Annotated in this window: 13 protein-coding genes; 10 read left to right on the top strand and 3 right to left on the bottom strand. The window is 41.5% G+C overall.

Annotation, left to right across the window (positions count from 1 at the left end; translation table 11 throughout):
- The first annotated feature begins 46 nt into the window (after positions 1 to 46).
- Positions 47 to 682: an RpiB/LacA/LacB family sugar-phosphate isomerase gene (locus tag QV280_RS16885; protein ID WP_021713861.1), complete on the top strand. Its 636-nt coding sequence runs from the start codon at positions 47 to 49 to the stop codon at positions 680 to 682.
- A 163-nt stretch (positions 683 to 845) separates the two neighbouring features.
- Positions 846 to 1,580: a hypothetical protein gene (locus tag QV280_RS16880; protein ID WP_152820144.1), complete on the top strand. Its 735-nt coding sequence runs from the start codon at positions 846 to 848 to the stop codon at positions 1,578 to 1,580.
- 89 nt (positions 1,581 to 1,669) lie between these two features.
- Here QV280_RS16880 and QV280_RS16875 read toward each other — a convergent pair whose 3' ends face one another.
- Complete coding sequence (locus QV280_RS16875; protein WP_152820143.1) at positions 1,670 to 2,698, bottom strand: NADP-dependent oxidoreductase; 1,029 nt, start codon at positions 2,696 to 2,698, stop codon at positions 1,670 to 1,672.
- A gap of 160 nt (positions 2,699 to 2,858) precedes the next feature.
- Here QV280_RS16875 and QV280_RS16870 point away from each other — a divergent pair, with 160 nt between their 5' ends.
- Positions 2,859 to 3,149, top strand: coding sequence for a hypothetical protein (locus QV280_RS16870; RefSeq protein WP_253912534.1), 291 nt, complete (start codon positions 2,859 to 2,861; stop codon positions 3,147 to 3,149).
- A 21-nt stretch (positions 3,150 to 3,170) separates the two neighbouring features.
- On the opposite strand, the gene QV280_RS16865 is transcribed toward QV280_RS16870, so the two are convergent.
- Positions 3,171 to 3,506: a DUF4156 domain-containing protein gene (locus QV280_RS16865; protein WP_152820142.1), complete on the bottom strand. Its 336-nt coding sequence runs from the start codon at positions 3,504 to 3,506 to the stop codon at positions 3,171 to 3,173.
- Positions 3,507 to 3,668: 162 nt separating this feature from the next.
- On the opposite strand from QV280_RS16865, the gene QV280_RS16860 reads away from it, so the two are divergent.
- Complete coding sequence (locus tag QV280_RS16860) at positions 3,669 to 4,193, top strand: GNAT family N-acetyltransferase (protein ID WP_367869555.1); 525 nt, start codon at positions 3,669 to 3,671, stop codon at positions 4,191 to 4,193.
- A 56-nt stretch (positions 4,194 to 4,249) separates the two neighbouring features.
- On the opposite strand, the gene QV280_RS16855 is transcribed toward QV280_RS16860, so the two are convergent.
- Complete coding sequence (locus tag QV280_RS16855) at positions 4,250 to 4,783, bottom strand: dihydrofolate reductase family protein (protein ID WP_152820141.1); 534 nt, start codon at positions 4,781 to 4,783, stop codon at positions 4,250 to 4,252.
- A gap of 408 nt (positions 4,784 to 5,191) precedes the next feature.
- On the opposite strand from QV280_RS16855, the gene QV280_RS16850 reads away from it, so the two are divergent.
- The 6 genes from QV280_RS16850 (at position 5,192) to QV280_RS16825 (ending at position 12,018) form a co-directional block, all read left to right on the top strand.
- Positions 5,192 to 6,004, top strand: a complete 813-nt coding sequence (locus QV280_RS16850; protein ID WP_152820140.1) for a LysR family transcriptional regulator — start codon at positions 5,192 to 5,194, stop codon at positions 6,002 to 6,004.
- A 105-nt stretch (positions 6,005 to 6,109) separates the two neighbouring features.
- The gene (locus QV280_RS16845; protein ID WP_172972799.1) at positions 6,110 to 7,252 is read left to right on the top strand and encodes a DUF3179 domain-containing (seleno)protein; all 1,143 of its coding nucleotides are present in this window, start codon (positions 6,110 to 6,112) and stop codon (positions 7,250 to 7,252) included.
- A 45-nt stretch (positions 7,253 to 7,297) separates the two neighbouring features.
- A complete protein-coding gene (locus tag QV280_RS16840) occupies positions 7,298 to 8,584 on the top strand; it encodes an anaerobic sulfatase maturase (RefSeq protein ID WP_253912533.1) in 1,287 nt (428 codons plus the stop codon).
- Between the two features lie 188 nt (positions 8,585 to 8,772).
- Positions 8,773 to 10,428: a sulfatase-like hydrolase/transferase gene (locus tag QV280_RS16835; protein ID WP_152820137.1), complete on the top strand. Its 1,656-nt coding sequence runs from the start codon at positions 8,773 to 8,775 to the stop codon at positions 10,426 to 10,428.
- A 688-nt stretch (positions 10,429 to 11,116) separates the two neighbouring features.
- Positions 11,117 to 11,386, top strand: a complete 270-nt coding sequence (locus QV280_RS16830; protein ID WP_023404239.1) for a metalloregulator ArsR/SmtB family transcription factor — start codon at positions 11,117 to 11,119, stop codon at positions 11,384 to 11,386.
- Positions 11,383 to 12,018 (top strand): SdpI family protein, encoded by a 636-nt coding sequence (locus QV280_RS16825; RefSeq protein ID WP_052029610.1) that lies wholly within the window; start codon positions 11,383 to 11,385, stop codon positions 12,016 to 12,018. Before QV280_RS16830 ends, QV280_RS16825 begins: the two co-directional genes overlap by 4 nt.
- Positions 12,019 to 12,646 lie beyond the last annotated feature (628 nt).

The following is a 12,646-nucleotide window of genomic DNA, read 5'->3' as shown; positions in this document are numbered from 1 at the left end:
ATGATATAAGTAAAAAATTTATCGCAGTTTACTGCAGGAGTAACAAATGAAAATCGCACTGATGATGGAAAATAGCCAAGCTCAAAAAAATGCCATGGTGGCAACCGAGCTTAATAATGTGGCTGGTGGTTTAGGACACGATGTGTTCAACGTGGGTATGACTGATGAAAACGATCATCACCTCACTTACATTCATCTTGGTATTATGGCGAGCATCCTGCTTAACTCAAAAGCGGTAGACTTTGTGGTTACAGGCTGCGGAACTGGTCAAGGTGCGTTAATGGCAAGCAACCTGCACCCTGGTGTTGTGTGTGGCTACTGTTTAGAACCCTCAGATGCGTTCTTGTTTAATCAAATCAATAACGGCAATGCCATTGCTTTAGCGTTTGCTAAAGGCTTTGGTTGGGCGGGTGAGCTTAATGTTCGTTATATTTTCGAAAAAGCGTTCACTGGCGCTCGTGGCGAAGGCTACCCAATTGAACGTGTGGCACCGCAACAAGCGAATGCGGCGATTTTAAATGAAGTAAAATCAGCAGTTTGTAAGGATGTTGTTTCGTCACTGCGTGCTATCGACCAACAGTTGGTAAAACAAGCCGTAGGCAGCACTCAGTTCCAAGAGTGCTTTTTTAATAACTGCAAAGATGCAGACATTGAACAATATGTTCGCTCTCTTATCGACTAAGACAAACACAGTCTTTATGTGATTTTCAAAACACATGTGCTTATGGTGCATGTGTTTTTTGTTGGTTTAATTGTGAGCAAATCGTAACTTTTTCATACTATTTTTGCCCCTGATTTTCCTAGTCTTTAGGATGAAGGATTGAACGAAAATAAAGGAAGGTGGCATGAAGTGCGCAAAAACAATAACTTGCAGCGTGATATTTCTTATTGCGGGCTGTCAAAGCATTCCTATCTATATCCCTGATCATACTGTTTTCGTTGATGGTGATACGCTCGTTTATGATGGCATGATTTCAGGAGAGGCGGTGCTTGAAGCATTGCGAGCTGTTCGAGAAAGCAACACACAAGTGAAAAAACTAGCCATCACCAGTCAAGGTGGTGACATATCTGCGGGCATAGAATTAGGCTTCTTTATCAAAGAACAAAACTGGGATGTGGAAGTGAGAGAGTTATGCTTTTCTGCCTGCGCTAACTATGTGCTTCCCGCCGCCAAAAGTGTCACTATTGATGCGAATTCGTTGCTAGGTTGGCATGGCGGCGCAATGCAATCCGATGAATTTTGGGCTAACAGCATACCAAAGAGTTCGCGCGCGGTATTTATGGATTACATTTCTATACTGCGAGAAAAAGAAAAGCGATTCTTTAACACTGTTGGTGTTGATCAGAACATTACTAGCTATGGACAAACCATAAAAAACAGCTGTCAACTGGCGCAAAAAACCGATGGCTGGTATTACTCTGTGGAAGATCTAAAGCGAATGGGGATTAAAAATATCACCATTAAAGGCGATGGCCTATTGAGTGAAATTGAATACGCCAACGACAGTACCAATAAAACAGATCCTACTACGCATACGCTCAAGTCTTGTTTGCTGGAGAATGTGTTTGAAAGTGGCTGATTTCATTAATTTTTAGCTCAAGGTTAAGGCCAGTTATAGCCATAGTGATTAACCTTGAGCTAAGCAATACCATTGCCGAGATAGAGCAATTAGATAGGTTGGTTCGTTTGCACCACTAACTTGCCAAAGTTTTTACCTTCAAGTAGTCCGATGAAGGCTTGCGGGGCATTTTCTAACCCTTCGACTAGATGCTCTTTGTAGGTGATTTTGCCTTCGCTTAACCATGTCATCATTTGCTGGGCAAATTCTGGGTAGCGATGGCCGTAGTCATCAAATATGATAAACCCTTGCATCTTAATGCGTTTGACTAATAGTTGTCCCATCAGTGCGGACATTCTATCTGGGCCATCCGGCAGAGATGTGGCGTTGTATTGTGAGATTAAGCCGCATAAAGGAATGCGCGCACAGCTATTTAGCAAAGGCATAACGGCGTCAAAGACTTTACCGCCTACGTTTTCAAAATACACGTCGATGCCTTGATTACAGGCGTTAGTGAGTTGCTCGGCAAAATCATCCGCTTTGTGGTCGATACAAGCATCAAAGCCGAGTTTATCAACCGCAAAACGGCACTTATCTTCACCGCCAGCAATACCTACCACGTGACAGCCTTTGATTTTAGCAATTTGCCCTACCATAGAGCCAACCGCGCCAGTTGCTGCGGCTACCACGACGGTTTCTCCCGCTTTAGGCTGACCAATATCTAATAGCCCCATATAGGCAGTAAAGCCGGGCATTCCCATCACGCCTAGGGCAAATGATGGGTGCTCAGGATTCACTCCCAGTTTTACTAACCCTTGACAGTTAGATACTCCGTAATCCTGCCATCCTGTGTATGCGAGTACCCACTCACCTACAGTAAATTCGCTATTGTTTGATTGCGTAACCTGACAAACAGTGCCACCTACCATGACATCATCAATGGCAACGGGATTTGCGTAAGATTTAGCATCGCTCATTCTTCCGCGCATGTAGGGGTCGAGAGATAAATACACACTGCGCAGTAGCACTTCACCCTCACCGATTTTAGGTAATTCGGTGGTAACTAAACGGAAGTTTTCAGCAGTAGGGGCACCTACAGGGCGAGAAGCTAATACAAGTTGGCGGTTGGTCGCTGTCATGGGTTTAATGTTCCTTTTATGAGTTGACCTTCTTTTTAAGTCTAGTCAGTGTAAACCATTTCACTGATGCTCGGGATAACAAAGAGGATAAAGTTAATTTTTCGAATATAGATAACAACTTAGTGCTATTTTGATTGAGAGGATGTGTGATTAATCTAGTATGAATACTGGCAAGATTTATCGTTTTTCGAATGTAGAAAACCCAATGTCATACTTGAGCATAGAAGGATCTAAAGTGGCAACTAAAGCGTATAAAAGTCAGCTCAGAATTATTGTTGCGATGCTCATTGTCGCTTTTTTATCTATTTTTGGTCATATCATTTTGTCGCCGGTATTGGCGAAATTTGGTTGGGTGGAATATATCGCCGCTGCGATTCCATTCACCATGATGACGCTGTGTGTTTGGGCGGTAAGAGACGCCGCCAAAGCGCAAGATTCAGAGGAGAGTTAATGGCAATCTCGCGCGACAAAGTTAAGGCTGCGGGCAGTGATAGGCCGTACCAATTAAGGTGGCTGATGTTTTAAAATAGTGCGGGCTTAGTAAGACGACGGTGTTGGCTTGTATTTTGTAGGCGTTATTTTTGATGTCATTGATGGCTCCGCGAACCAGCACATCATTGCCGTAAAAGAGGTATGAATACCAGTGCCCCTCATTGCCTGTGACTTCACCAACCCAGTCGCAGTTTTGAATTAACGGTGCATTGTTTGTTCTCACTTGTACCTGTTGCGCGCCATCTAACAATGTATTGCTAGGGGTGGTACAAGCGGTCAAAACGACAGACAACAAACATACCAAGATAAACTTCATCTAAATCTTTGATCCATTAGGAAATTAGTTAAATAAATAATAGGTGATGAGATGAAGTTGCGCAGAAGAATTTGCGTGTTTATTTCCGATCGCTGTTTGTTTGTGATTTATTGAAACTTATGGTTTATTAAGACAGTCGCAAGCACTACAAGGCGCTTTCTAGTGAATATTCAAACCCCTCGCCTCAGTTTGTCTCTATTAAGTGTAGAGGATTGGGCGATATTTCATGATTTACATACCAATCAAGAAGTCATGGCACTGTGTTATGACGTGCCAAGCATTGAAGAGCTTCAAGACAAGTTTAAACTGCGCACCCAAGCGTGGACCAAGCAATCGACACATTGGTTGTGTCTTGTTATTACTGACAAACAAAGCAATGAAAAAGTGGGCGTAACGGGCTTTTGTTTGCAAGGTGATATTGCCGAAGTTGGTTACATGCTCCTACCGCAATTTTATGGCTTAGGCTATGCTACGGAATCGCTTCGGGCTGTGATTGATTGGGCCAGTAAAACCCAAAATATAGATATGTTTACCGCTGTCGTTACCGAAGGGAACATTGCCTCTGAAAGAGTCTTAACTAAAGCAGGCTTTATGCTTATTCGAACCATTGCTGATGCCTCGACGATAGGTAATCAACGCTATGCCGATCATATGTATTATTTGGCATTAGATGCCGAAGAAGCCTAATTCATCGTTACGTTTTTATAGAGAAATACACCCGTAATGACTCGTCTATATTGAGCTTATCGAAGACGAAGGTAGCGGTTTTTTACCATATGATCCGCTAACCTTTGTGCCTGTATATGTTTAAATTGTAATGGCTTTTCAAGATTGCCAAATAAAGAAATGCCGCCGCCTAATAGCACTGGGATAGTAGTGACGATCAATTCATCGATAAGGTCTTGCTCTAAAAAGCTTTGAACGGTTTTTCCACCATCAATATAGAGATCTTTGTACCCTTGTTGTGCTAAATCACTAATGATTTTGTTCAGTTCTCCACTGACTAAAAACACCGTCTTTTGCAAGTTTTCAGGAACGGTTTTTAATGTATTGCTGAGTACAAATACCGGCTTACTATAGGGCCAATCAATACCAAAGCTCAGTACCATTTCAAAGGTGTTGCGCCCCATCACCAAAGCATCCACCCTATCCATAAAATCGGCAAAGCCGAAGTCCGATTGCTCAGGATTAGGTACATCATGCAGCCAATCAATTTGGTTGTTTTTGTCAGCGATATAGCCATCTAGGCTAGTGGCGATGTAGACGATATTTGACATGTTTTGCTCTTGAAAATGGGTGATTAATTAAGAGTATAGGAAATCCTGTCAGTGCGAAACTTATGCTTGTTATTGCTTCTACCATTAATGGGTGTCTCTATTTATTTTGCTCTAATCTTTGTTTTGTCTATTTGTTTTAGACACATGTTGTTTGAGGAAAGCTGTTGCCGTTTAAGGGGCATTTAAATGTGCAATGGATATCGCTACAGAGTGGGTGTCCATGCTAGTTTTTAACGCATTTTCAGTGTGTTATGTGACATGTGTACGATTAAAGTTAAATCGTAATCAGTATCGATTCAACTAATGGGTATACTCTTTCAAGGTGCTAGTTATCTGCGTGCGGTTGCATTTGATGGTTAGCCTAACAAAAAGTTTGGCATACGAATTCGAACATGGACGAGGAATTAGATGCTAGAAATTAAAATGCTAGATATGTTTCTTTTACTAATGGAAACCCGCTCTACTTCTGCCGCGGCTAAGCGCAGTGGTTTTTCACAATCGTATGTATCTAAAATCTTAGGTCAGTTAAGAGAAGATCTAGACGATCCTTTGTTTATTCGAGATGAAAATGGGTTCAGCCCAACGGCGTATGCCATTGAAATAGAGCCAAGGGTGAGCGAAGCGTTAACCGCTTTGCACAAGGCTGTCCAACCAAGGCTTTTTTCGCCAAAGAATATAGATACCATCACCATCCATATGATGGAGCCTTACATCATTGCTTATGGCAGGGATGTCATCAGCGCAATTCGTCAACACACTGACGCGCATATTGAATTGTTGCAATGGAATAAACAGAGTGAGCAGTTGATCCTTGATGAAGCTGTAGATATTGGCATCACAACAATGAATGGCAGAAACCAAGCCTTTCATGAGCAATATTTGCACTCTGGCACCGGTAGCATCATCGGCCACGAACAGGGTGAATTTGTGAAATACCTTGTGCCAGGATTCAATGACTATACGAATTTGTATCAACAGTTGGCGCCAAGGCTTGAGCCCTCGATTGTTGTGGATAATCAAGTGCTTCTTACCCAGCTAATGGATGAATATCAGACCTTGCGTTATCGGGTTTGCGATCCCACTAAAACCCCAAAAATTAAGCTTGATATGGCATTAGTGACCAAAGCGGCGATTAGACGCAGCGCCAAGATAAAATGGCTGACAACACTACTGCATCCCATTATCGAACAGCCTAGATCGGTCTCTGACTTATTTGACTAATCCTTACTCCCCTCAATCACTAATAGTGATAGTTGCTATTCCTGTGCTATGCCACAGTCTCGCCTTAGACTTAGCTCAAATATTAAGCAAAGCAGAGGTGGCAACATGAAAAAAGCAATTATGGTTTTGATAACGCTGAGTTTAGTGATTGGTGGGCTAGGTTCAGTCGCCTTGACCGAAGGTGGCCAGCTTATCAATATGCCTCGTGATTGGGTATTTACCTTGTTTCAATATAAGGGATTACTGACTGTTGCCATGCTACTGCTGGCTGTTGCTGCGCTGTGGTTGTCCACCCGTAACAAGGTGTTTAGCAAGATGGTGTTATCGCTCTATGTGGTTTCGATTCTTGGTTGCACCTTTCTGATTAACTGGTTTGCACCTGATTTTTGGCTGCGCTCACAGCAACATAACGCGAACTTTATGTCGGTAGAAGAAGCAGATTCGCGCCTGCAATCCAATGATGATGTTTTTGTTCTTGAGATTAACGGTGATGCGCGTGCTTACCCAAGAGATTGGATGCAACTGCCGCACATTGCTGGTGATGTGGTTGGTGGGCAAGATACGGTGATGACCTACTGCGCACTAAGTAACCTGCCAATGGCGTTTAATCCAAACATGAACGGTCAACCAACAGATTTTAAGATTATTGCGCAGGTACACAACAACCTTATTTTTACTGATCGCAATAGTGGCGAGTTGATTCAGCAAGTGACGGCAACGGCTGAATACAGTCAAACTGAACTGGAGCAATACCCGGTGCAGCGTATGCCTTGGGAGTCGTTTAAAGCTTTGTACCCAGAAGGGCAGGTATTTAATTATGAGCCAGTGTTATACGACCATGTGACATTAAAGTTATTTGATAGCGCGTTAGAGCCACATTATGAAGGCGAACCAATGTTCCCGACCTTGAGCTTAGAAGACGACAGATTGGCAACCGGTGAGCAAGTTTGGGGTGTGCAGGTAGGCAATGAATCTGTAGCGGTGACCACAGAAGATTTTACCGAGAAAAATCAGTTGGTTGTTGAGTTATCAAACCAAAAGATTCTTTTTGTAAATTACGAAGAGTATCAAACTGTCGCTGCATATTTTGTTGATGACAGTCGTGACTGGGAAATAACAGAGGTCGATCCTTACGGGTCATATACGTCAGGGAAACTTGAGCGCGTAAATTTATATTCGGGAATGCCGTGGATGGTTTGGAGTCACTGGTTTCCGGAAACACAATTAGTCAATAAACAAACTATTTAAAATAACAATAAATGATTGTCTTTCTAGAAAATTTAAGAGGTAGTTATGAGTAATACTTTAAATTTTGTAAATAACGAATTTAACGGAAAAGAAATAAAAAGAATGCATATTATGGCGAAGCCAATTGGCGCCGTATGTAATATTGATTGTAATTACTGTTACTACTTAAGCAAACAAGGTTTGTTAGATTATAAAAAAGGTTGCTCGCCAGAAATTAATGACGAAACATTAGAGCACTATATTAAAAGCTACATATCTTCTCAGAATGCATCGCAGATTATATTTTCTTGGCAGGGCGGTGAGCCTACTTTGTTGGGAGTGAGTTTCTTTGAAAAAGTGGTGACGTTGCAAGCGAAATACCGCCCTAGCAATGTTGAAATCCTCAATGATTTGCAAACGAATGGAACGTTAATTGACGAGAAATGGTGTCAGTTTCTTAAAGAAAATAACTTTCTGGTAGGTCTGAGTATCGACGGTCCGCAAATGCTACACGATAGCTACCGCACCAATAAATCGGGGCGTGGAACCTTCAATAGAGTAATGCAAACCGTTGATTTGTTTCACCTGCATCAGGTGCAATTTACCACACTGACTTGTGTGAATAATTTAACCAGTCGTAATCCTTTGCAGGTGTATCGTTTTTTACGTGATGAGGTACGTTCGCCTATCATGCAATTCATTCCTATAGTCGAGAAAAAAGACTTTCGAGAGTGCGCTCCGGATTCAGAAAATAGTGATTCTTTCATTCCAAAACAAGGGGATAAGGCGCTTATCCCGGGGAATGCACGTTCAATTGTAGAGCCTTGGTGTGTCAGTGATATTGCTTGGGGTAACTTTTTGATTGCGATTTTTGATGAGTGGTACCAAAAAGATATTGGGCGCGTTCATGTGCAATATTTTGAAGCGATTCTTCAAGCTTGGTCTGGTGGTCAAAACCCAATGTGTACCTTAGGGCCCGTTTGCGGCAAGGGCATGGCGATGGAGCCTAATGGGGACATTTACACTTGCGATCACTACGTATATCCAGAATATAAAACCGGTAATATTTTAGAAGATGATCTTGCGACGCTGGCCTTTGGCAGTCAGCAGGCATTGTTTGGCTTAGATAAAATTAATCAACTGCCAGAAAAGTGTCAGCAGTGTGATTATCAGTTTGCCTGCTTTGGTGAATGCCCGAAAAACCGTTTTATAAAGACAGCAACGGGTGAAGCAGGTCTAAATTATTTGTGTGCAGGCTGGCATAAGTTTTTTAGTCATGCAGATAAAGACTTATCTCAAATACTTCGTACTCTTAAACAGCCTGTAGCAAACGGTAAATATATTCACGCCTAGCGATGATGTCTCATGATATTAATTATGAGACATAAAAATTAATCTAGTCGCAAATGGAATAGCCACTATCACTTAAATTAACAAGCATAAAATGCCAATATTCTATTGGTGTTTTGTGTGGTGATTATATACAGGGAATATTATATGTCACTTCAATATTAATATTTCAACTTGCAATAGGTATATAAATGACTATTTCAACAAATAAGCGGCTGAGTAACTTTAAACTGTTACCAATAGCATTATCTATACTTCCTTTTACCGCAACAGCTAATTCAAACGTAGTTCATGATGCAGAATATTATATTCTTGAAGCGCAAAATGGAAAGGTTTGGGAAGTTGAAGATAAAGACTTAGACGCCAAACTTGCGGAGCTAGCAGAGGAGTATGGAACACCGCCTAATATTGTTCACTTTATGTGGGATGACCAACCTATGGGGGCGATTGGTGTCCCGGCTATTCAGCAATCACGTGGTTACGATACGCCAAATCTAAATCAAATGGCTGATGAAGGAATGCTATTTAGCCGCATGTACACTGAGCCATCTTGTACGCCAACGCGAGCGGCAGCCTTAACAGGACAGCATCCTATCCGAAATGGCATGTATAGAGTGGGTTTCCCCGTTGAGTACCATGGCATTTCAGAAGAGTCAGTGACAACGGCGAATATTTTATCTGATGCGGGCTATGCGACCGGCTTTTTTGGTAAGGCGCACCTTGGTGATATAGAAGAGTCGTATATGCATAACCAAGGTTTTGACGTTGCTTTTGCCGCGATTTATAACCAAGTTGCCAGTATTTGGAACGAACAAGGTGAATCTGCTAATGCGACCATAGGGTTTAAAGATTCCGTGTTAGCTCCCGATCCTTACCATTTAGATGATACTTATATGAGTGATGATATTGTGCTTTTTTATGAAGGGCATAAAGGGCAACAAGCAAAAGAGTGGTGTGGTGTTTCGTTAGATTGTTATAACCAATTTGATCAAGAAGCTGAGCGAAGAGCTTTAGAATTTATCGAAACTAATGCCGCAGCCAAACAGCCGTTTTATGTTGCTTGGTGGCCACAGTGGGTTTCGTTTATTCCTGAACAGCAAAAATCATCTCGTCAGCGAGGCATAGTGGGGGATGCGTATCAGAATAACCTTGATCCATCGGCAGGCGCTTTAATGGATACATTGAAAAAAGCCGGTATTGAAGAGAACACCTTAGTCATCGCAATGGCGGATAACGGGCCAATGACGCACAATCCTCCTGCTGGATTGGGCATGGGAGAAGGCTTATTCCGAGGCGGTAAAGGAGACTTTACCGAAGGCGGAGTGCGAGTAACCGCTCAAGCATGGTGGCCGGGAATGATAGAACCCGGGCAGACCGTTGGCGATATTATTCATGTGACAGACCTTTACACTACCTTTGCTCGATTAGGCAACGCGACAGAAAATATCCCAGATGACAGAGTGATTGATGGTATCGACCAAACCTCTTTGCTGATTAACGGTGATACGCATGGGCGTCGAGATTATGTTCATATTTATTCTGGAGACAAATTGGGTGCAACGGTCAAGAAGCATTACAAAATGCACTGGATAAATACCGATCCAACGGCAGCAAGTGGTATAGGTTCAACCTATTATGACTTGCTCAATGATCCAAGAGAGCAATCCCCACTGTTGGTGAACATGGTTATGCACGGCAATTCGTTTGCACGAATGAGAGAACGCCACGAAATGATGATGGAGAAATACCCGAACAAAGAAGCAGGCCAAGGACCAGCCTACACCGGCATGGAATTGCTGAATCCTGATACCAAGGAAATCAGCGAACCGCTTATTTTCATCGAGTAATACCGCAAAGGGCCACTTTATTATGAAGTGGCCCTTTTTAGTTAGCTTAATTTATCGAATTTTATCGAGACACCCATGATTTATGGCGCTGTTGTTTTGCCAAAGAATGAGTAAGGGGCCAACCGTCACGTAAGCTAGTTCTGTATGTTTACCCTTGGTTTTATGGTGGGTGTCCACGTTATTTTTCCAAGTTCCTACGATTAATTATCGTGGACACCCATGTTTAATGCTGCCTTTGTTTTATCGAGATACCCATGATTTATGGTGCCGTTGTTTTGCCAAAGAATGAGTAAGGAAGTAACCGTCACTTAAGCTAATTCTGTACATTTACTCTTGATTTTATGGTGGGTGTCCACGTTATTTACGTTATTTTTCCAAGCCCCTACGATTAATTATCGTGGACATCCATGTTTAATGCTGCCTGTTTTATCGAGACACCCATGATTTATAGTGCCGTTGTTTTGTCAAAGAATGGGCTGGAAGTGAAGCACCTTTGAAGATCACTAGATGCATTGATTTTGAATTTAATTATGGGTGTCCACATTATTTCCACACTACATCACGTTGCGATGGCTGAAAAGCAGCCTACACATCCGAAAATGAAATATTTGATTTAAAATTCAAGTATATACAGTGAACCTGCTCAGTTTGATAATTAGATGGTCATCTAATTATCAAACTGAGAATCATGCAAGATATCTTTGAAGCATTATCTGATCCCCATCGCCGTAAGATACTCGACATGCTAAAGCATGGTGAACTGTGCTCTTCTGACATTGCTAGTCAACTAGACATCACGCCAGCATCGGTTACTCACCATTTAAATAAACTCAGATCAGCCAATTTGATTATTAAGACAAGGAAAGGAAGGAATATCTACTACACGGTACACACCTCCTTAATGGAGGATGTTCTCACGTACATGTATTCATTAATTGATACTAAGGGCCTCAAATGATTAGAAATATCATATGCGCTGCAATTCTTTTTTTAATGTTGTTTATCAGCTATTTATCATACTCCTCACTGCCAGATATGCTGGCAATGCGATACACCTTAGATGGGGTGGGATACCAATATGTAACCAAAAACGTGGCGACAATATTTTTACCGACTACCTATTTGGCATGTATTCTCTTAACGATGCTGTACGTTAAACTGCGCCCAACAAAATTGAATTTAGATAATAGTACGTTCGCAACGAAAGAGGCCATTATTGCGATGGGTGTCCTAATGCTGGGTTATCACTACGCAAATCTTACGCAATACCATGAGATGGCTGAAAATATGGCAGGTTGTCAAACAAAGGTCTGTTCTATCGCATTATTTTTTATCATATCGAGTAATTTCTGGGGAAAGATAGAGCCCAACTATCTCTTTGGATGCAAACTACCGTGGACATTGGCCAGTACCAATAATTGGAGATTAACGCATAGACTCATAGCCAAAGTTTCAGCTGTGACTGGCACCTTGCTGTTATTAACTACCCTCATATATCCTAGTTTCTATATTTCTTTAGTCGCAATACTGCTGTTTGTATTGATCCCATCTTGTTACTCATATTGGTTGTTTAGGTATCGAGGGATTTAACTGACTGAATGCTGATTTAAAAAATAATGCCAACCAAGTCTAGGTTGGCATTGTCATTTTTGTCTGTTAGATATGAAAAATTCAGATTGAAAAAAGAGAGACACCCATGATTTCTGACTCAGTCTCTTAGCCAAAGAGTGAGTTGTAGTGAACAACCTTTCAAGCCTTTTCGCTATGATCCACTTTTGATTGTTTATGGGTGTCCACATAACTCATTTTAAGGACTCATAGTTAAAACTTATTTTCCGAGACACTAAATACCGCACGATTCACTCTAACCACATTCGCAGTAATTGCGTCTAAATCTAGATGATGTTATCGATCTTTATGAGTAAAAAGTGTTCTTGTTTTACCCGTCGGAGATGAACATTTTGCGCAACAAGACATCAATTATTTCAGTAGCATATGAGTAAGAATTGGACACTTATCGTAAAGAAAATAAAGTCAACGTTGTCGCTGGAGTACTAATCGGAACAGAGGTGATTTCTATATGTGCGATACCCTGCCGAAGGTATGGCTGAGTCGTTCGAATTCTTTGATATTGGCAAAATAAAGCTTGATCTGAATCAAATACGATATAACATGTATTTCAGATGCAACTTATATGCATATTAAAAAATCATCATTC

The organism is Vibrio sp. B1Z05 (assembly GCF_052955985.1).
This window is presented reverse-complemented; position numbering and strand designations above follow the sequence as displayed.

Coding starts and splice junctions, on each gene's coding strand:
- QV280_RS16885 (WP_021713861.1), top strand. CDS start 47: ATGAAAATCGCACTGATGATGGAAAATAGCCAAGCTCAAAAAAATGCC.
- QV280_RS16880 (WP_152820144.1), top strand. CDS start 846: ATGAAGTGCGCAAAAACAATAACTTGCAGCGTGATATTTCTTATTGCG.
- QV280_RS16875 (WP_152820143.1), bottom strand. CDS start 2,698: ATGACAGCGACCAACCGCCAACTTGTATTAGCTTCTCGCCCTGTAGGT.
- QV280_RS16870 (WP_253912534.1), top strand. CDS start 2,859: ATGAATACTGGCAAGATTTATCGTTTTTCGAATGTAGAAAACCCAATG.
- QV280_RS16865 (WP_152820142.1), bottom strand. CDS start 3,506: ATGAAGTTTATCTTGGTATGTTTGTTGTCTGTCGTTTTGACCGCTTGT.
- QV280_RS16855 (WP_152820141.1), bottom strand. CDS start 4,783: ATGTCAAATATCGTCTACATCGCCACTAGCCTAGATGGCTATATCGCT.
- QV280_RS16850 (WP_152820140.1), top strand. CDS start 5,192: ATGCTAGAAATTAAAATGCTAGATATGTTTCTTTTACTAATGGAAACC.
- QV280_RS16845 (WP_172972799.1), top strand. CDS start 6,110: ATGAAAAAAGCAATTATGGTTTTGATAACGCTGAGTTTAGTGATTGGT.
- QV280_RS16840 (WP_253912533.1), top strand. CDS start 7,298: ATGAGTAATACTTTAAATTTTGTAAATAACGAATTTAACGGAAAAGAA.
- QV280_RS16835 (WP_152820137.1), top strand. CDS start 8,773: ATGACTATTTCAACAAATAAGCGGCTGAGTAACTTTAAACTGTTACCA.
- QV280_RS16830 (WP_023404239.1), top strand. CDS start 11,117: ATGCAAGATATCTTTGAAGCATTATCTGATCCCCATCGCCGTAAGATA.
- QV280_RS16825 (WP_052029610.1), top strand. CDS start 11,383: ATGATTAGAAATATCATATGCGCTGCAATTCTTTTTTTAATGTTGTTT.